Annotated in this window: 12 protein-coding genes; 5 read left to right on the top strand and 7 right to left on the bottom strand. The window is 65.9% G+C overall.

The window, feature by feature from the left end; genetic code table 11:
- Positions 1-158: 158 nt before the first annotated feature.
- Positions 159-3,827: a laminin G domain-containing protein gene (locus RFN52_RS00210; RefSeq protein WP_311241206.1), complete on the bottom strand. Its 3,669-nt coding sequence runs from the start codon at positions 3,825-3,827 to the stop codon at positions 159-161.
- A 597-nt stretch (positions 3,828-4,424) separates the two neighbouring features.
- Between RFN52_RS00210 and RFN52_RS00215 the strand changes: the two genes are divergently transcribed.
- The gene (locus RFN52_RS00215; RefSeq protein WP_311240823.1) at positions 4,425-4,835 is read left to right on the top strand and encodes a helix-turn-helix domain-containing protein; all 411 of its coding nucleotides are present in this window, start codon (positions 4,425-4,427) and stop codon (positions 4,833-4,835) included.
- A gap of 454 nt (positions 4,836-5,289) precedes the next feature.
- Here the strand turns inward: RFN52_RS00215 and RFN52_RS00220 are convergent, their stop codons facing one another.
- Both RFN52_RS00220 and RFN52_RS00225 read right to left on the bottom strand, forming a co-directional pair.
- A complete protein-coding gene (locus RFN52_RS00220) occupies positions 5,290-5,868 on the bottom strand; it encodes an ATP-binding protein (protein WP_184854662.1) in 579 nt (192 codons plus the stop codon).
- A 41-nt stretch (positions 5,869-5,909) separates the two neighbouring features.
- Entirely contained in the window at positions 5,910-7,298 is a 1,389-nt protein-coding gene (locus RFN52_RS00225) for an NsdA family TPR-like regulatory protein (protein ID WP_486388995.1), read from the bottom strand.
- 1,090 nt (positions 7,299-8,388) lie between these two features.
- On the opposite strand from RFN52_RS00225, the gene RFN52_RS00230 reads away from it, so the two are divergent.
- On the top strand, positions 8,389-9,162 hold the full coding sequence (locus tag RFN52_RS00230; RefSeq protein WP_311240825.1) for an IS3 family transposase: 774 nt from the start codon (positions 8,389-8,391) through the stop codon (positions 9,160-9,162).
- Positions 9,163-9,686: 524 nt separating this feature from the next.
- Here the strand turns inward: RFN52_RS00230 and RFN52_RS00235 are convergent.
- Both RFN52_RS00235 and RFN52_RS00240 read right to left on the bottom strand, forming a co-directional pair.
- The gene (locus RFN52_RS00235) at positions 9,687-11,459 is read right to left on the bottom strand and encodes a cutinase family protein (RefSeq protein WP_184854660.1); all 1,773 of its coding nucleotides are present in this window, start codon (positions 11,457-11,459) and stop codon (positions 9,687-9,689) included.
- Positions 11,460-11,613: 154 nt separating this feature from the next.
- Positions 11,614-13,296 (bottom strand): serine/threonine-protein kinase, encoded by a 1,683-nt coding sequence (locus RFN52_RS00240; RefSeq protein WP_184854659.1) that lies wholly within the window; start codon positions 13,294-13,296, stop codon positions 11,614-11,616.
- A gap of 1,294 nt (positions 13,297-14,590) precedes the next feature.
- Between RFN52_RS00240 and RFN52_RS00245 the strand changes: the two genes are divergently transcribed.
- On the top strand, positions 14,591-15,436 hold the full coding sequence (locus RFN52_RS00245; protein ID WP_184854658.1) for an RNA polymerase sigma factor: 846 nt from the start codon (positions 14,591-14,593) through the stop codon (positions 15,434-15,436).
- A 262-nt stretch (positions 15,437-15,698) separates the two neighbouring features.
- A complete protein-coding gene (locus RFN52_RS00250) occupies positions 15,699-16,562 on the top strand; it encodes a helix-turn-helix domain-containing protein (RefSeq protein WP_184854741.1) in 864 nt (287 codons plus the stop codon).
- A gap of 368 nt (positions 16,563-16,930) precedes the next feature.
- Here the strand turns inward: RFN52_RS00250 and RFN52_RS00255 are convergent, their stop codons facing one another.
- Positions 16,931-17,062, bottom strand: coding sequence for a hypothetical protein (locus RFN52_RS00255; protein ID WP_311240826.1), 132 nt, complete (start codon positions 17,060-17,062; stop codon positions 16,931-16,933).
- 125 nt (positions 17,063-17,187) lie between these two features.
- On the opposite strand from RFN52_RS00255, the gene RFN52_RS00260 reads away from it, so the two are divergent.
- Positions 17,188-18,354, top strand: a complete 1,167-nt coding sequence (locus tag RFN52_RS00260; RefSeq protein ID WP_184854657.1) for a hypothetical protein — start codon at positions 17,188-17,190, stop codon at positions 18,352-18,354.
- A 107-nt stretch (positions 18,355-18,461) separates the two neighbouring features.
- Here RFN52_RS00260 and RFN52_RS00265 read toward each other — a convergent pair whose 3' ends face one another.
- Complete coding sequence (locus tag RFN52_RS00265; protein ID WP_184854656.1) at positions 18,462-19,469, bottom strand: hypothetical protein; 1,008 nt, start codon at positions 19,467-19,469, stop codon at positions 18,462-18,464.
- Between the last annotated feature and the right edge of the window lie 812 nt (positions 19,470-20,281).

The following is a 20,281-nucleotide window of genomic DNA, read 5'->3' on the forward strand; positions in this document are numbered from 1 at the left end:
GGTGTCTTCCTGTACGGCGCCGGGGCGGCGCGCCGGACGCGGGCCGTTGAGACGGTGGAAAGAAGGAGGAAAGGGGGTCCGGTCTGCCGGTGCTGGGTGGCCTGGCGCGCTCGCGCGGCCGGCCACCCAGCACCGGCAGATCCGGCTCAGGGCATGTCTCAGGTGCTGTCGGGCGTGTCCAGCACCTGGGAGCGAACCTGGTCAGCGGTCATGGCTCCGGTCCAGACCCTGAGGTCCTGCAGACCGCCGGGCAGATAGTTGCCGGTCTTACCCGAGGCGGTTCCGCGTCCCAGGCTCAGCTCACCACTGCCCTGCTGCGGGGTGGTGAAGCCAGCTGCTTGTTCCGAGGGCTGGTCGAATTCGCCGACGTAGAGGTGGAGTTGGCCATAGCGGGCTTCGGTGGTGCCGTCGGTCGGATCGGTCCACTCCCAGGTCTCCTGGGCGTCGAAGGTGCCTGTGATCTGGACCCAGGTGTCGGTGGCGGCCACGTCTGCTGCGGGCACCTGTGCGCTCTGGGTGACCTTGCCGTCCGGTCCCACTGCGGTGCGGGTGAACTTCCACTGGTAGATGTCGTCGCCGGGCTTCGTGACCCACAGAGCCCAGGAGGACTCTGAGCTCAGGCGCTGGGCTGCCACCTGCGCCTGGTAGCCGACCGGCTTGGCGTTGAGGGCCGCTGAATCGAGACGGACGCTCGCCGACACCGTGAACGAGCCGGTCTCGTCGACTACCGGGCCGGCGGCGGTGGCGTATCCGGCTGTGCCGTTAAGGAACAGCGCGTTGTCTTCCTCATTCAGCGTGGCGCCAGAGCCGGACAGGGCCATCGACGAGAGCGGGTAGGCCGTGGTTTCGGCGACTTGGGTGCCCTTGGCTGTGGTGGCGTCCCAGTGTGCGACCAGTTCGTTGGCCGGTACTCCGTCTTGCAGGATCCTGGCTTCGTTGGCGACTTCCGCCGGTTGCAGGGCTCGCTGCCACACAGCGGCTTCGTCGAGCAGACCGAAGTGGTGGTCGACGTACTTGCCGCCCGTTTTGGAGCGGCCGAACTGCAGTCCCCCGCCTGCAGTCCACGGGGTGTAGGTGGGTGCGGCCTTGGACAGGCCGACCGGCTGGCCCTGGGGCTGGCCGTTGATGAACAGCTGGATGGTGTCGTTGGCCGGGTCGGTGTCCGGAAGGTTGTCATCGCCTTCGGTCTTGAAGACGCCCGCCACGTGCGTCCACACGTTGAGCGGCGGGTTTTCCTGGTCGGACATTGAGCGGACGTACACCGGGTTCACTGTGTCCTTGTCGGCGCGGTTGAAGACCCACTTCTTGTACGCGGCGGAGTAGTAGAGCGTGAAGGAGCTGCCGTTGGTTCCCGGCGCGGACAGCACGGCCCGGTTGGCTGAGGCGTTGGAGAGCTGCACCCAGGCGGAGACGGTGAAGGAGTCCCGGGTGTTGACGGCAGGGGCGGACGTGGCCGCGTAGCCGGTCTGCTGTGCCGGGTCGCTGGTGTCGTCGTTCAGGCGCAGCGCGTAGTCCGCCTCGCCGCGACGGGCCCTGGTGGACCAGCCGGTCCCTTCCTCACCGACCAGTGTGGCGTCGTGCCGGGTACCGACAGTAGCGGTGTCCTTGGCGGTCACGGTGCCCGAGCCGGGAACTCCGTCGAGATGCCAGCGACCCACGGCCGCTTCGGCCGCGGCTACCTTGAAGGTGAACTCCTGGTAGGCGCCCCACCGGTTGTAGACGTCTTTGGCCCGCACCGACAGCACCTGGGTGCCTGACAGCGGCGGGGTCACGTTCGGGACGGTGACCTTGAGGGTGCCGGCGACGGGTTTGGCCGGGGTGGACAGCAGCTTCCATTCGTAGCCGGTGACGTCTGTTTTGCCGTTGGTCTTGATGTCGGCTGTGTTGGGCTGGAAGGTGAAGGAGCCCGGAACGCCTGGGCCGCCCTTTCCTTCACAGACGTTGGTAGCGCACTCGGCGTACGGGGAGCCGGCGGTGATACGGGGTGGCTTCGGCGCCGTCGAGTCGATCTTGAAGTAGCACCATGAGCTGTAGCCGGAGAACAGATCGCCGGACTTTCCGCTGTAGGACCAGTGGGATTGGGTGCGGGCCTTGTAGCGGTACAGGCCCCCGTCGGCGCGCTTGCTCATGCGGAGCTTTTCCAGCGTGCCGTCGGGATGCCAGCCGGTATCTGGCGCATGGCCGGTCCACACCTGGTGCCAGGCCGCGTCGTCTCCGCGCTCCACGACGTACTCGGCCTGCAGGGAGCCCTCCTGGTCGCCCTTGTTGGACTCGACCCGGGTCTGGACGCGGGCCTGTACGACCGGGTTGTCGCGGGTGACGATCAACGGATCACTCGAGGACTTCTTGCAGTACGCGGTGCTGCCATCACCGGGGATGAGACCGACGTCCGTGGGCGTGCCCGGCTTGTAAGCGAAGATGACCTGCAACTCTGCGCTGTCGTCGAAGCGCTTCCAGGCGCGCGGCTCGCCTTCATCCTTGGCCCGAAGCATCAGCGTCAGGCGGTTGATCTTGCCGTCCGCGAATGAGCGGACGGTGTTCTTCAGGTTCTCGTCCGCCTCGTCGGGGTTGTCGTTGAACTCGATCCAGGCGTCGGGCTGGTCAGGCGAGCACAGACCACCGCGCCCGGCGGAAACGTACCGGTCGCCCATCTGGTCCAGCTGCTTGGGGCCCGGCCAGCGGGTGCCCTCGGAGATGTTGTCGGTGCGCTCCAGATCAACCCAGTAGGGCGTGCAGTTGTATGACCACGTCTCGCGGGCCCGGAAGGTGGCGTCCAGGACGTGCTTGCCCGAGAGCTTCGTGGGCGCGAACTCGAAGTACATGCGATCGATGTAGCCGCTACCGCACGAGTAGCCGTCAGCCGTTCCGCATTTGCCGACGCCCTTGTCGCCGTCGAACATCCAGAACTTGTCGCCGTCGGAGGAGATCTTCGTGCGCTCCTGGGCTCCCAGGCCGACTGAGGGGTCGATGAACACCGGGTAGACGGTGTCCTTGCCGCGCAGCAGGTCGAGGTCGGGGTGTACGGCGACGGTGTTGTTGTCGACCTTGACGGGCAGGACCGCGCTGGCGTCTCCGTTGCCGGGCTGCGAAGGGTCGTCCTTCTTGGGCTCATTCACGGCGGTCGGCACGTCGGCCGCCAAGAGCTGGGGCTGCGGGCCGGACTCGGCATCGCCGGCCGAGTCCCACATCTGGCCAGCCGGCCCGCGGAAGAGGGCGTTGCCGTCCTCGTCGACGGCCCGCAGTCCGCCACCGGCGCCCGGTACCACGGTCAGACCGTCTCCGGATGCGGTGAGCTTGACCTGCTCGAGCTCGGGATTGGCGGCAGCTTCAGGCGTCTTCACGACGAGGACCTCGCGGTACCCCTCGGCGGTCGCGGTCAGCTGCAGATCCACGCCGTCCAACACGTTGGCGTAGGTGGCTGTTGCGTCCTTCAGGGTCGGCTCCGGCAGCGCATCGGTCCAGCCAAGGGTGATCGACCGGCCGTCCTTGCCCATCCGCAGCATGTCAGAGCCGGAACCACCGCCGGAGAACGACAGGTCGACCACAGCTCCCTTGGGGGCGATCCGGCCGTCAGGCCGGCGCTCCAGATCAGGGTCGACCGGCGCCCAACTGCCGTCCTCCTGGTGGACACGTTGGGGCGTTGAGGACTGGGTGAGCAGGAACGTTCCGTCCGGGTTGGCGTGCGTCGTGGAGTACTCCGTACGATCCGCCGTCACCTCCACGGGCTCGCCGGAGGATGCCGCCTGCTCCAGCGCAGTCGTCTCATCGACCACATTCGCCTTCGCCGCAGCGGCTGTTGACTGCGCCGCAGCCGTCGCCGGCAACATCGGCAGCGCCGACAGCACCAACGAGGCGGCCACACCCCCCAGCAAGACCCCGCGCGTTCTTCGCGCACGCAGAACCAACACAGACCCCACCCCCCGCATCACGGAGCCCACCCTCCGTCACAAATTTCACACAGAAAGCACAGAGTTAATGCAGAGTCACTGAGCGAGTCAATCAAGTGTGGCCCGCGTCACGCACACTTGTCCGAATGCGGCTTGAGCTGTCCAAAACGCACCCGACCACCCGCCAAGCGGGTTGCCCCGCAGGGGGCTTCGAATCAGCAATGACCACGACCGTAGCCGTGCCTCGATCGAGAACTTCCCGCCAGGCACATGCCGCATCACCCATACGGCCACCCTTCACAGGTCGACCGGCCCCCGGGACCCGAACGAGCTCGTGCACGATAAGCGGTGAGACGTCGAGGCTGGATAGTTGATCATGGTCGGGTGGTGGGGAACTCGACGCGTGCGGTGATCATCAGCAATCGGCGGGATCACGGGGCTGACTGCAGGAGTGATTGCTGAACTCCTTCAGGGATCGGCCCGTTGTGACAGGAACGTGAGCGGGCGAGGCTTGCCGCTCGCGTGAGGAGGCGGGCCGTGGGCGCCAACACGAAGCACCGACTGATGGTCGTCGACCGGCTCCTGGCGAACCTCGTCCATCTTCGTCACGGGGCGACCCATGACATGCTGGCCTGCTGGTTCGGCGTCGACCGCTCCACCATCACCCGAGCCATCGGTGAGGTGCGGCCCCTGCTCGCAGAGCAAGGCTGCACCGTTAGCCCCGATGTGCGGCTGCGGTCTCTGGCCGAGGTCGTCGACCATCTCGGCACGAGTGGCACGACCGGCATCATCGACGGCACCGAGATCCGTGTCCATCGGCTTGCTGCCGGACGCAAGGACCGCCACAAGTTCATCTCCAGCATGAACAAGCAGAACGCCATCAAGTCCATGGTGGTCGCGGACGGCGAAGGCCGCCTGTTGTGGTGCAGCCCAGCACGGCCCGATTAGGACTGGTCAGGCTCTTGGCCGACGGACCCGCGGTCGAGATCCTCGCCGATGCCGGCTACCAAGGACTGGGCGCCCAGACAGGCGGCCGGGTAGCGATCCCGCCGCACTGCAAGTTCAAGAAGAACCCCCGGACTGGTACGAGGAGATGCACGAGCGCCAGCGCAGAACGCACTCTACGTGTCCGTTTTGGGCACGGCATCGCCCCTCTCAAGAACTGGCGGGCCCTGGCCCGCCACCTCGGCCGCCGCGAGCATACGAGCGACACCGTCCAAGCGATCGCCAGTCTGCTGTCCCACCTGCAACCCGCGGATCTGACCCGTCACGGCAGAGATGAACTCAGGTCACATTGAAGTTCGCGATGTCTCACCGCTTACCGTGCACGGACTCGTTAGACTGCTCATCGCCAGGCCGTTGACCAGGACGGATACAGAAGTCCGGCTAGATCACTAAGGAGTCAACGACGGATAAACCTGTTGAATGCGAAGAGCTGAGCTGCTTCGGCTGCTGAGATTCCTTGTCCGCGCCCCGGGACGTCGTGCACCCATGCCGCGCCATCTGCGTAGAGCTGGCCACGATCGGCTTCCTGATCCATTATGGATGCGAGGTCGCCAACTACAGCGTCCGAGACGTCACGCCTTTCTCGCTCTGCATTCTGCTGAAACAGCACTTCACGACTCTGCTCAAAGCGTAATACCGTTACCGTGATGCATTGTTGTCTGGCGATCGCGACTAAGCGCGCACGAGCCCTTCGTGTGACGTTCGTTGACTCCGCTAGCGCCGTGCACCCGGCTGCGAGGGTCTTCAGGAGCTGACGGTCACGCTCATCAGCGACAAGCTCAGCGTGTGAGGTGTCCCTAGCCGAGACAACACTGCTGCGAGCAAGTTCTTCTCGAATCGCATCGGTAGATGCTACTGCCTCTTGAGAGATCTTCCCCGTCTGAACTAGGTGCTGCACGAAGGTGCTCTTACCCACTGCTGGCGGGCCCACAAGGATCACCAACCCTGCCGAGACCCGTTTCGGTGCGTAGCTCATGTCAGGATCGTAGCGATGCGAGCACAGGGTCAACAGAGGACTTAAACCGCCTGCACGGATCCCTGTTGCAGTAGGGCATCGGCCCGCTTTAGGAAGACTGCTACCCCTGGGGCCTTCTGGTGAGGGAGAAAGCCTGCGTGCAGAGTCGCGATCCTGTTGCGTGCGCGTGGTGACCTCAGGCTACTGGCCAGTCGCACGACTTCGAGCCCGTGCGCAGCGGCCTCCTCGGGCTCGTTGTTCGCCAGACATGCATGCGCGAGGATGCCTGTGTTGATCGCCCGGCGGCGAGTGTGAGTGCTTGGGAGATCGCGGAGGGCGAGACGGGCGAACTCGCTTGCCTTGTGAGGTTGGTTCAGGTCCCTGAAACAGTGCGCGAAAGCGTCCGACAGGTAGGCTTGCTGGAAGTACCTGAGGTACCGCGGAGCCTCCGACGGGTTCGAGCGGCAGAAGTATCGCTCGGCCTGCGATAGGGCTCGTTGACAGGCGAGGGTATCGCCCATCCGGGCATACCCCCTAGCTTCCACCACCCAGGTGACTGCAGCTGCTAGGGGTTCAGTCTTCTGTCGGGTTCCCGAACGGGCGGCCTCTGCAAGCTGCACAGCTTCTCTGGGGTGCTCGGCATAAAGCGCGAGGTGTCCCATGTGGGTGGCCATCACCTGAGCTCCGTAACGGCGTGAGTCCGCTGCATCCGCCAGGCGAAGCGCTTGAATGTAGTAGCGCTCAGCGAGATTTAAATCATTGCAGTCGACGGCCATGTACCCCGCAGCTGCAGTGAACTCGGCGGCTACATGGAGTAATTCCCGTCCGACCTTCTCTGTGCGAGTCCGCTTGAGCAAAGGACCCACTTCATGGCGCAGGTAGTCAACCATATACCGACGGATCTTCTGTGATCCGAAGGTGTGGCTCATCCTCTCAAATTCTTCTCCCAGTGCACGCACTTGCTCCACGTCAGACATGCTGACGAATGCGGTGCCACCTTCGTAGCCTAGTTCCTTCCGCGAATTGCCGATCAACCAGTCACGACTGGCAGCTGACACGGCCCCAGCCGCAAATGCAGAGCCGATGAGAAACTCTCGGCGTTCCACGTCGTACCTCCATAGAAGTGAAGCTGTATCTACGGCGTCGTGCACGGTCTTGGGGTAGCGAAGACCAACCGTCTGATCCTCGGACACGGCATCCATGCCCAAGTCTCGCGGAGTCACCATGCGACCTACGCGTTCGGAGAAGACTTGTGCCAGCAGAGCGGGGGTGGGGTCTCTAGGAACGGAGCCAGCAAGCCATCGACCTACGGACGTATGATCACAGCGAACGCTGAGCCCCTCTTCCGCGGCAAGCTTCGCCACCCGCCGGGCCAGCCCTTTGCGCGAGAAGTGTGCCTCACTGAGCAGCTGCTCCAGCTGTCGGTTGGGTTCCCGTTGATGGACCATCATGACCCCGATCTGCTCTCCGTGTCCTGATGTTACGAACCAACTTGGGGATTACTAAGTCTTTACCTTGAGTGAGCCCTCTTTGAGCCCCCCAGAGCACGTGCTGTCCTGCGCCGCGCACCTATGCCCATGCTCGCCGCATGTGGGAAGACTTGGCTACAGGTAGGTGACGGGCGGCCAGCGTGCCGTTCGAAGGGGGAAACGGAGCTGACAGTGTTCATGCAATGGAGCAAGACTCCGGCTTTACCACGGATTCTCTCTCTGACTGCAGTGGTGTGCGTGACGCTAGTGCTGGTTGTAGTCGCACCAGGTGGCGATCATTCAAGCGTGGCAGCACCGGTTCTGGCTGAAGTAGTCGTACAAATGATCATTCGTGGATGGGGGTACGGGTGCCCGGGGTCCGCCGATGCTGGCAGTCGGGAGAATGGGCAAGGCAAACGCGATGTGCAGCCGGTCACGGAGTCGACGCAACGTAAGGAAAGTCCTGACTCCCTGCCGGTGCCCAGGCTAAGGCACAGGCGAAACTACAGGCATGCACGCCGGAACCACCATGCTGCGAGGTGCACCGCCCGCTGGCACACGCGCTCCTGACTCCGATCCTTGGCGCGATGGGCGTCCTCCGGCGTCAAGCGCGCCGGGAGCCAGCCCCGGTCTTGTATGAGGGTCTGTCAGCTTGCTGACGGGCCCTCTTTCGTGAGCCGCTCCGGATCTGATGGAGGCTCGATTCCCTGGGAGGATCGAGTCATGGCACGTCCGTCCCTCTATCCCGCTGAGCTTAGTGAGCGCGCGGGGCGTATGGTCGCGGAGGTCCGCCCGAATCACCCGACCGAGTGGGCCGCGATGAAGGCGGTCGCCGCGAAGCTCGGGATCGGTGCCGCTGAGACGGTGCGGGCCTGGGTCCGCAAAGCCGAAGTCGATGCCGGCCGGCGTCCGGGCGTGACATCGGGCGAGGCTGCAGAGATCAAGCGCCTGAAGGCGGAGAACGCCGAACTGCGGCGGCGAACGGAATCCTCAAGGCGGCCTCAGCTCTCTTCGCGACCGAGCTCGACCGGCCGTCGAAGCGCTCGTAGCGTTCATCGACGAGTTCAGGAAGGTGTTCAAAGTCGAGCCGATCTGCCGAGTCCTGACCAGCCACGGGCTGAAGATCGCGACGAGCACCTACTACGCGGCGAAGAACCGCACCCCCAGCACCCGAACAGCCCGCGACACCGAAAAGAAGACGCAGATCAGACGCATCCACACGGACACCTTCAGCGTCTACGGGGTCAGGAAAGTCTGGAGGCAACTGCATCGCGAGGGCATATCGGTCGCCCGCTGCACCGTCGCACGGCTGATGCGCGACCTGGGCCTGGAGGGCGCCCGGCGAGGGAAGAAGATCTGCACCACCGTCCGGGACGACGGCCATGATCGGGCAGCTGACCTGCTGCAACGCGACTTCACGGCGTCCCGGCCGAACGAGCGATGGGTCGCGGACTACATCTATGTCGCCGCCTGGCCCGGTCTCGTCTACGTCGCGTTTCGTCATGGACGTGCTCCCGCGGGCGATCGTGGGCTGGTCCGCCGCCACCAGCAAGCGGGCCAGCTCGTCCTCGACGCCCTCGACATGGCCCTGTGGCGCCGCGACAGTGCCGGAACTCCCACTGGCCCGAGGCTGGTTCATCATTCGGATGCCGGAAGTCAATACACCTCTTTCGCGTTCACCGCTCACCTCCTCGAGGCGGGTATCGACGCCTCGATCGGCACGGTCGGCGACGCCCTGGGCAACGCGCTCATGGAGTCCCAGATCGGCCTCTACAAGACCGCACTGATCAAACCCAAGAGGCCCTGGCACGACCTCGCCGACGTCGAACTCGGCACCGCAGAATAGGTCGACTGGTTCAACTACCAGCGCCTTCACACCGCCATCGGCCACATCCCGCCCCACGAGCACGAGACCAACCACTACGCTCAACACCAGCCCCAACCGGCGGCTGGAGTCAACGCATAGAGGCTCCACCGATCCCGGAGCGGTTCATAGTCCACGCCCCGCCTGAGGATGCCGGTCAGCGCTGTCGTGCAGAGCCTGTCCGCGCTCGCCTGCGCGTTCCTGGCCGTTATATGGACGCGGATGCTGCTTTCGTGACGCCTTCTGGCCATGGGGCCTCGGTCCGCAGGTGGTGAGGCCTCGGCTCCAGGTGCCAATCTGGATGCGGCGGCGCCTGCAAGACTCGGCCACCTGCACCTCGAGTCCCCGAAAGCTGTGCGTTCGACCAGCCTTGAAGGCTTTGACGATGACTCGCGGAGGGAATTGCCAGTGTGCTGCGCCTGCTGACCTGCAGAGTGCGAACGCCCCCCGGCGGCGGCCACGTGCCGTGCTCTGCGACCGATGCGTTTCCTGAGCCCAACACCGGCTCAGTCGCCACCACAGGGCAGAGGTTGAGTGAAGTCCTCGTCCCCGGCTATGAAGCGGTCTACAGTGTCGTTGTCGTCCATGGCGAAGGTAATGACCATGCCTTGGAATTGTGCCCCGCTCGGGGTGAAGACGAGGTCGCCGGTGTTCGGCTCCTCGATTTCGCCGGCGTATGTCTCCAGTACCTCGTCTCGTGTGCTGCCCCGGTGGATCCCCGATGCGGTAGAGATTGACGAGGGGGCGAGGACATAGGTTGCGACGAGCCGTTCATCGTTGTTGAACCGCAACAGCAGTCCCTCCGGCCCTCCTTCGACGGATAGATCCTTGCAGTGCGGGCCGCCCGGTCCATCGGGGATACGGGCACCGATCGCCCGCTCGGCTTCGGCGCGGGTCATACCGGTCTGCAGGGGGCCGATTCCGTTGACGGTAACGCGTTGGGTGCTCAGGTCGACCTTGTCGGGCGTCTGGGCGTCGACCTCGGATTGCTTCACGAACTGCCTGCCATCCCAGCGCCAGGTGACGTGTCGCAGTATCGATGGGCCGTCGGCATGGCTGTCTCCAGACCCGTAGAACTCGACGTCTGCAAGGAGGCGACCGCGGCTGAACCTCACGGTGTCCGGCTGGTACTGCGGGGGCAGCTCGTCGACCTGGAACGTCGGTGTGCGGCCGACTTCCCGGCCGTCAGCCGTGCGGTACACGCGCAGCTCCTGCAGCGCGAAGTTGCTCGGCTGAGGGCTGCAGAAGAACAGCACGGCGGTCACATCCCCCACGCGCGGCACAGTTCCCCGGGTAATGCGCTGAATCTGTACCTCCCAGCGGTCATAGCCCTCGAGACCGCTTCCTCGCGCGGTCCCACGGCCGTTGCGGACCGTGACCGGCACCGCCTTGTTGACGATGTCGTCGCATGTCAGACGGTAGGTGCGGTTGTTCCAATCGACGTCGACTCTGGAGGCGAGGAATTGCCCGCCCTGCGTGGTGGATTGGCTGGGATAGCAGTGAGAGGAGCCGGGGCACTTCACGTTCAGCGTATCGGCGATCCGGCGTGTGAGGTCCAGTGTCCCTGCTCGGTAGCCGGTTTCGCAGATCGGATCACGGTGGTTGCACAGGCTTTGCACACGGTCGGCAGATGGAGGGTAGCTGGTACGCAGGCCGCGGCCGAGGATGACGGCCAGGCCCTGTCCCTTCCCGGGCTCGTTCCACTGCGGATCACCATAAAGCTGGGCAGCGAGGATCAGGGGCCGACGGCGAGAGTCGGTGAGGAGGAACTTGTCGATGACCCATGCGCCCAAGGAGTACCCGGCGAGCACGAACTTCGTTGTGGGGCACTTCCTGACTGCCTGGTCCATGGCGCGCTGGACAGCCTGGACGCCTGCGTTCACATCCGGCTCCACCCCAGTCCGGCTCTTGCGCGTCTTGTCCAGGAATTCCTGCGTCGTCACCTCAGGGAAGCTGATGGAGTCCCGCTTCGGTCGGGCCCCCTTCGCGGCGACCGCGGACTCGAACGTCTTCCAGGTCGCGTTGATGGGGGGAGAGTGCAGATCGCTTTGTTCGTTCAAGCCGTGCAGGCCGAGGAAGCGGACCGGGCACGCGGTGGCTGCGACGGCCGGTGTCGACGGCAGGCTCACTGAAGCTGTGGACGGCACCACCAGTGCCGCGGCGAGGGCGATTCTTAGGCAGGCGCGTTTCATGTCCGGCGGCTCCGTGCGTACGGTCGGCCCATCCCGAGCTGGGCCCTCGGACTCTTCCAGGACACCATGGCGCTCGGCGCCGTGCATCTCACGAGCCTGTATTACGGAGTCTGGTACACGGCGCCGGCGGTGCTGCTGATGCGCCACCCCTACCTGAGCGAGGCGTCCGCCAGAGCGCCCCACCCGCCATTCCAGGAGACTCCCGTTGCACGAGGGCTGCGGCTGCCCGGCTACTGTCGGTTCAGATCCGGTCCGACGTCCTGGTAGGGAGTCCGTATCGCTCAGCAATCGGATTCCATCGTTGGATGAAGGCGTTCTTAGCGGAGGTCGCCTGAGAGCTGGAGGCGCTGGCGGTCTTGTAGTTGTCGTCATGCGGTGCGCTTCCAGGCGTGCATCCGCCGCTGGCCATCGCATCGGCCCAAGCGGCGTATGCGGCATCGGCATCCTGGCTGTGCTGCCAGGCTGTACGCAGATGCGTTGTCGCGTCGGCGCTGCCGGAGACTCGGGACAGGTCGAGTGCATCAAGTTCGCTGATAAGTGTGGAGCGCTCTTGCTCGGCATTCTTCAGGGCCGTGCTCGCTGCTGAGACCGATGCTGGTGAACTGCACGCCTCCACAGCCTTGACGGCGCTGACAACGCTGCTCCGAGATCCCGCACTGCGGTCGAGCAACTGATCCAGGGACGAGGCCTGGTCTGCTGGTGAGGGAGCGGTCACGGAGGGGCTTGCGGATGTGGTGGTCTGCGGAGAGGTAGCAGGCTTGTTGCCGCTCTTGGACGTGAGTGTCCAGACCAGCCCGGCGATTACCACTATCGCGAGTGCAGCGGCGAGTATGACCAGCAGCCTGGTGCGCCGACCGCCGCCGGCGCGTCGCATTTCCTCCGGGTGTGAGTTTCTGGTGGAGGGTGCGGTGGCCGTTGGAGGGGTGCCACGTGCGGTTTCTCGCCGGCGGTCCGGAGCCTCTGCGTCGTATGGCGGTCGGGCCGTTGGAGGCGTCAGCTGTGAGGTCTGGCCGGCGGGTGCTTCAGCAATGGCTTCCGTTTCTTGGGAAGGCACTACCTGGGTGGCGGGGTGTGTTTCGTCGGTGGCTGTCGCTCCGGCAGCCACCTCCTCGAGCATGTGCTGCGTCTGCGGCGCGCTGGGCCGCGCGTCCGGGTCTTTGCGCAGCAACATCGCGATGACCGGGGCAAGACGCCCGGCGTGGCGTGGTTCGGGTAGCGGGTCGGTGATCACGGCTTGCAGCGTCCCCAGCGTTGATGTTCGCCGGAAGGGTGACTGGCCCTCGACTGCGGCGTACAGAGTTGCGCCCAAGGACCACAGATCTGAGGGCGGACCTGGCCGGTGTCCCGTAGCGCGCTCAGGGGCGAGGTAGTCAGGCGAGCCCACGATGTCGCCGGTGCGGGTGAGCCCAGGGGAACCTTCGAAGAGCGCGATGCCGAAGTCGGTGAGCACAACCCTGCCGCTTCGCTCCAGCAGCACGTTGGCCGGTTTGACGTCACGATGGAGAACGCCGAGCTGATGGGACTTGTCCAGGGCGGCCACCACCACCGCCCCGATGCGGGCGGCGTCCCGAGGCAACAGGGTTCCCTCAGTGTCGATGATGTCCGCAAGAGACTGGCCGTCGATCAGCTCCATGACGATCCAGGGTCTGCCGCTTTCCTCCAGTACGTCGTACACCATGATCACGCCTGGATGTTTGATGCGAGCTGCGGCCCGGGCCTCCTGCTGCATCCGGACATGCAATACGGACTGTTCCTCCGGTGGCAGACCGCTAACGCTTACTTCCTTCACCGCGACTTCGCGATCGAGCAATTCGTCGTGAGCTCGCCAAACTGTGCCCATGCCCCCATGACCGAGCTGTTCGACCAATCGATACCGCCCAGCAAGCAGCCGTGCACCGCCCTGATCAGCAGGTGATTGCTTCATGGCTGTCCTCGTCCGCGCCCCCGGCCCATGCCACTCGACGTAGAACAGGTGCAATCACTGGTAGCCAGAGGCGCCACGTCTGGGCTGACTCAGCCGCTGTGCTGGCCCGCTAGGACACAGGTCGCAAGGATGTTGAATTCAGCACATATAGAGACGTAAACCCTCTCCCAGCTCGGGAGTGAACTCAGTTCCATTGTCTCGCTTCGGTCCCTCACCGGCCAACCAAGACCGTGTCCTATGGGGAGAGCCGAGCTGGTCGAGCCACGCACAGGCTGCGCTGGCTGCACGGCGTGGTCGCCGACGAACAGGGAGGCCACCCCGAGCTGAGGCACGGCGGCGAGCCCGTTCAAGGCCCCACGCACCACCACGTCTCTCATCCGGAGCAGGGGTCGGGTGATCGCGTTGCCGGAAAAGGGAACGCACCGGCGCACGGCCGAAGCGGGCAGGCCGGCGAGCTCGCGCATTGGCAGCCGCAAGGGCCCCCGGCGGACGCGGCGAGCTGCCCCGCCTCTTTTCATGATCGGCTGCTTACACCTCGATGTCTGTGGAGCCGGTCGTCCTCGAGGCCGCTGTGGCCCTGGAGCTGGAGCGCCCCGGGCGGTTCGATCGCGGACGCATGTGCCGAGCCTCCCACGGCACATGCTGCAATGGCACGCGGTTGCTTTGAGAGGGGTGGGGAAGCTCACGTCGACGCTTCCCGAGGGAGACCGGTGGGTTGGTCCCGGTCGCCCTGGTCATTCGCGTACTCGAGGCCTGGGGTTGGCGGCAGCGCGCTTGGCGGCTGTTGAGGTTCGAGCGGCTACAGCTGCCGTCGGATGTAGGACCTCAACTGCTGGCGCGCCTGGGCTCGTTGTGTTCGGGCGCCAGGCCGCCGCTCGTTGTCACCGGATGAGGTGACGTAGTGCGGGGATACTGGCTCCTGCGCTAAGGAGACCCGCCAGAATCGCCCCGGGCGCCGGTGTGCCGGTGAGGTGGGTCAGGCCGCCCACAGTCGATCCGATGAGGAAGGCCGCAACGAGTACGACGGCTGCGTGCAAGGTCAAAAACGGTTCGGAGTCCTGGGGCGGGGTGGGGGCGGAGGTCACTGGATTTCTCCTGCTGGTTGGAGCGTCAGACGACCGCTCCTACATCGCGCTCCTGCCGTCAGCCCACGGCGTCTTCTCCTCTCACGGTTCCCGCGAAAAATCTTCGGAAGAACCCGTGGGGTGCTGCCAGGTCTGCCACCTACAAGGGGGCAACGAAGGCGACCCCCTGCCGCGTGGGGGCGGGCCGCAGACAGCAAAGGGGACAGGGAATGCAGGGCGATGTCGCGGATGGGCAGTCCGCCGCCGCGTCCGCCCGGGACCTACAACCTCCAGAGCAGCGCGAGAAACGCGATTTCAGCGCGCCGGTGTCTCAGGGTGATCTGCTCCGCATGGATGCACGGTTTGGACGGGCGAGCCGGCGACTGCAGCGCAGCGTTGACCGGAGGCTGAGGGACCGGCAGCTGGTGCTGGTGCTGGCCCGTCAGGGCTTTCAGGGACGGCAGTACGAGCACTTCGTGGAGGAGCTGGTCCGCTATGGCGTTTCGGTGCTGCGTGGCTGGTTGCACTCCGGATACATCTTCCGGTTAGCGGCCGAGCGTGGCTACGGGCTCAGACCGCACGAACTCGATCTTGAAGCGCTGGCGTCGGACAGTGATCTCCGCGAGGAGCTGGCGACGATGACGGTGGCTCAGGCGCTGCCGTCCTTCCGGCAAAGGGCCTTGATCGATGGTGGCTGGAGTTATGAGGGCGGAGCCAGCATCACGACCTACTTCATGGGCGCCTGCCTGACCTACTTTCCCAACGAGTTCCGCCGGTACCGCAGCAGCCAGGAGCGTCAGCGCCTGGCCATGCAGCGGCAGAAGGCTGTGTATGAGAATCCGGTCCATCCGCTGAGTGCCGCCGATGAGGTGGGTGCCAAGCTGCAGGTCCTGGAGGAGCTGGAGTGCATCGGGGAGTCACGGACGCAGGCGGCGGTGGCTCTGTTACTGGACGGCTACACGCAGCAGGAGATCTGTCAGATTCTGGGTGAGCCGTCGGTCCGGGCCGTTGAAGGCCTGCTGTACCGGTGGAGACAGAAGGCGCAGTCGCGTCGAGGTGGTGATCGCTGTGGGTGAGCATGTCCACAACTTCGATGTTCTGCTGGAGAGTTCCTCACTGGGCGCTCCGGGCGCGCAGCAGCTGCGTGCCCGCACGTCCCGAAGCCAGGCCCGTGCGATCCGCAGGATCGGTGAGGCGCGGGACAGGGCGGGCGACTCGGGTGCAGGGCGCGCCAACCTGATGAATGCAGCGCGGCTGTCCGGGCTGGTATCCGCCGGTGGGCCTGGGGGTTCGGTTTCGGCCCGTGGTGGTGGGGAGGGTGACGGGGAACTCTCCGAGATGGTGGCTGCTGGGCCCAATCCGGTCGTGCGGCGCCTGCAGCTCGGCACGCAGCTACGGCAACTGCGGCTGGAGCGTGGATTGTTTGTCCAGGCGGCTGCTGCGGCTGTCGGCGTCTCGGAGACAAAGATCAGCCGGATGGAGCTGGGCCGGGTCGGCTTCAAGAGAGCGGACGTCGCCGCCCTGCTGACGCTGTACGGCGTGGAAGATGCTCAGGCGCGTGCCAGGTTCTTGTCGTTGGCCAGGGAAGCCAATGCGCCGGGCTGGTGGCAGCAGTACTACGACGTTCTGCCCAGTTGGTTCTCCACCTTTTTGGGGCTGGAGGCTTCCGCGTCGACGATCCGGTCCTACGACGTGCAGTGTGTGCCTGCCCTGCTGCAGACGGAGGACTACGCGCGTGTGGTGTGCGGCAGCGTGGGTGCGCCCCGGGTGAGCCAGATCGATGTTGAGCGGCGGGTGGCGCTGCGGATGAAGCGCCAGGAGTTGTTTCAGGCGCAGCATGGTCGCGTGCTGCATGCCGTGGTGGACGAGGGGGCGCTGCGGCGCCCCTTCGGCGACAGTGCCGTGATGCGGCGGCAGCTGGAGTATCTGATCGAGTCTTCCGAGCGGCCCGATGTGCGCCTGCAGGTGATGCCGTTCAGTTCGAGCGGCCACCCGGTCGCGGCGGGGCCTTTCACCCTGTTCAGTTTCTGCGACACCGATGTGCCCGATGTCGTCTTCATTGAACAGCTCGACGGTGCCGTCTACCTCGACAAGCCCGACCACACCGGCTCATACGCGGATGTCCTTGACGGCCTGCAGCGCGACAGCCCGTCGCCGCAGAACAGCCGGGAGCTGTTGCGCGGACTCCTGAGCGCGGCATGACGGTGGATTCCGGCGTACCGGCGTCCGGAAGCCGAGAAGGGTGGTGGTCGGCGGCCGCGGCAGTACGGGGGAAGCAGCCACGGCTGCGGCACCTGCCGGTACCTGCGACCGCGGCCAGCACCGGGCACCGGGCACCGGGCACCGGGCACCGGGCACCGGGCACCGGGCACCGGGCACCGGGCACCGGGGAGATGGTTGTGCTGAATCCTCTGTCGGCGTCGGCCGCGGCATTCCCGGCGGCCGATCGCATCGGCAACGTCATCGTTCTCTACCGACGTGGTCTGGTGCGAAATCCGTAAGAGCAAACCGTTGGTCTGCCGCACCGGCGTCGCCGGATGCGTGGATGTGCGGGCAGGCGGACCTACGGATCATCGTGAGACCAGCCACAGCAGCAGGATGGTCATGACGGTGCTGCCGGTCGCGTATGCGGCGCCACGGAGCATTGCGAAGCTGGCGGCGTGCACCAGGCGGCGTGGGGTGCGGCGGGTGGGTCGGGTCATGAATCCTCCTACTGGCCAGGGGTGAGCGCGGGCACCGATCAGGCGGCGGGTGCGTGCTCCAGTAGGCCATCGACGGATTCGTCGGCGGGGCGGCGAAATCGCGGGGTTGTAAATAGGCTGATGCAGTGGCGTGGAAGGAGCCGAGTGCGGCTGAACGTGAGCTGGCCGAGCTCCTTCGGACGCGGGGGCTGTGCGTGAGCTTCGCCAAAATCAGGCGCTGGCGGGAGTTCGGGGTTTTGCCGTGGGGCGCCCGGCGTGGTCTGGGCCGAGGGGCCGGGTCGGTGTCGGAGATCACTGCGGATACGGCGGTGGTCGCCGAGGCGCTGGCTGTGGCCACGGCCAGCAAGACACGTCTTGAGAAGGCCGTGCTCCGCGTTTTCACGGTGCATCCGCGGTCGGCTGAGGCGTTTGTGGCCACGTGGGTCCCGCTGCCGGAGCGCGGCGTCCGCAAGGCGTTGACGTGGTACATCGCTCAGGATCGCTCCAGTGCGCTGGCAGTCGTCGAACGAGCCGTCGAGGCGGCAGGTGACGATCCGGAGCAGCGTGCGGACGCCGCGCTTGCTGCCGCGCATGCGTATTACGCGCGGCGTTATCACCGGGTCCGCAGCGCACGCCGGGCAGGCGGCCGCGTCCACCCGGCCGATCCGCACAGCCGGGCCGACGCATACGGGCTGGCGACGTTCGCAGCCGCCGCGGTGCTGGGCGAGCACGAGTTCGGCGCGGACATGATGGTGGAGGCCCTGAGGGAGTCCTTCGGTTCCCAGGGTCATGAACTCCTGTCCGCGCAGGCGTTCGCCGAGATGCAGGCCATCGCCTCACAGGCCGAGTGTTCCGGTGAACGGACCGCCCTGCCGCATGGGGCACTCGCGGCCGACAAAGCGCGGCAGCTGGGTGAGACGGACTACGACACCTTGTGCACGGTGCGCCATGTGCTCGCCGTTCTGGTGGAGGCGGCGCCTGCGCTGCGTCTGGCGTGCCGGGCCGGCCTGCCAGATCCCGCTGTGCGGCACATCGAGCAGGTCCGTGCGAGCAACCCTCGGGTGCGCCACTACCTGGACTGCGCCGATTCCATCAGCCGTCGCTCTCCGGCTGACGCCTGGCAGGGGCTGATCCCCTTGCTGATCAGCATCTGCACCGCCTCCGAACAACTTGAGCTTTTCCAGCGGGATGTCACCTCCCTGGATCCGGCCCTCGACGACATCCATTCCGTCGGCAGGCGCGCCCTAGCCCGTCTTACACCGGATGTGCCGGCGTCGGGCCAAGGTCTTGGCTTCCCTGGAGGTATCAGGTGAGTCCTGGTCGCTGAGACGAGCAAGATCTGTGCTGCGGCGGCGTGGTTGTGGTGTCGGCCCGCGTGACGCGTGCCCAGTCACCTGGGACCTGCGAGTCCTCGAGTGCATCAGTCTGTTGGGTCGTCGGCGGTGCCGGCCCACATCACGATCTCGCCGGGGTTGTACTCCGCCGCAGCGTTCAGCGCCTGGAGCGGAACAGCGTGCAACGCCGCCAGGAATTCGGCCGGCAATGGGCGTCCTGCCGGGTTCGTGACCAGCGCGTGCGGGGGGAAGCTGCCGGGCTGGCCGTAGTCCAGGAGGTGGGCCCGCTCGTCGATAAGCGGCTGGCCCGCCAGACCCTCCACCACCTGGTGCTGGTGTCTGACCAGCAGGACCGCGTCCACGTTCGGATATTCGACGGCGCGGCCGTCAACGCGGTGGAAGGAGTTCGCCGTGAACAGTCCCGATGCGGGAGAGGTCAAAGCGGTCAGAGGCTCGTTGACGAAGTCGTCCCACACGATGACGAGCACCGACCGGAAGTCGGGGTCCAAGGCGCGGAAGGCCGCGAACTTGTTGTCTGCGCTGACCAGGAAGTCCTTCACCGGGTTGTCGCGAGGAAGCGTGACGGCTTTGCCGAGCGATTGCGGAGACACTGTGGTGCGTGCATTGAGCTGCCAGGGGTTCGATGCCCGGTGCTTCAGATGGGTGCTCAGGTCGGCGGCCTTGACCTCCACTCCCAGGGCTCCAACGCCATCAAGCTTGATGACGACCTCGGGGTTGGCCTTTGCGTCGCCGGCAGTCGGCTCCATCTCGAAGGCCACCGGAGCGGGCCAGGCGTAGGCAGCCAGATGCGCTACGACCAGGACTTCGCAGTACCAGGCCAGAATCTGCTGGTAGTGGCCTCGGCTTTTTTCGACCCCGCCGAACGACTCGAGCCGCTTGAGCTGCTCTGCAGCAAAGCCCGGCATCACTGCGTCACCAGCCGCCAGGGCCATGACCGTGGGCCCTGCCACCGTCACGAAGCCGCGCGTCCTCGGATTGAAGTTGTAGTCGAGCCAGTGCCATCGAGTGCGGATCGGACCGCTCTGCACGGCTTGCATGAGCTTGGCGGCACGGCTGGCAATCGAGGTCGGCATCCCGGGGCCCTCCACTTGGTGAACCAGGGGCGGTTCATCGTCGATGCCATACTGACAGCCAGCGCAGGCCAGCAGGCACGCGTGTCTCTGCTGGCACGTCTCGCCCGCGGTGGGGCCTGCGCACGGCTGCCTCGCCGGTCTCGTCTGTGCAGGCACGCGAGGCGGGGCAGGCGTCGGCCTGCGGCCGTGCACAGCCCGTGACCGGCGCGGCCCCTGTCATGCGGTGACCGGTTGCGGCCACTTGCCGATGTGTGGGGCGGTGGGCGGATGAAGCGCAACGCTTTGGAGGGCGGCCCTCACCAGGGCGCGCGGCGCAGGACCGCCCCCGGCCCTGCCGTCCTGTCGGAGCAGTGCACTATGACGTTAAGGTGCTGCGTCTTGTGGGCGTGGACGACGCGACGAGGTCGCCGTGAGCACTGCCGCCATGGCCTACGGTCCCGGCCCACCTCGATGCGCTGGGGCGCATCAAGCATCACCGGTATGGCTCGGCCCCTGCATTCGAGCAGGACGCAGTTCGGCCCGGCCTGCCGAGGGGGCCAGTCTCATCACATGAGTGGCTCGTCGAGGACGAGCACGGGGTGCGCATCAGCCTGCGGACCCTGCGCGATCGCGCTGCGCAGTCCGGCGCCCTGCGGCGTACGCTGCCGGCGGGAGCGCCCGGGGCAGACGAGTGGTTGACGGGATGGCGGCATGCAAGAGCCGTGGCCGCAGCTTGAGAACCTGCTGGGCCTGAAGCCGGTTCGCGCTGGCCTCTACTGCTCAGCCGGGTGCTCAACAGCGCTGGCACGCCAGCCAGAACCTGCTGGCCCTGG

This window comes from Streptomyces collinus (assembly GCF_031348265.1).
Lineage (GTDB): Bacteria > Actinomycetota > Actinomycetes > Streptomycetales > Streptomycetaceae > Streptomyces > Streptomyces collinus.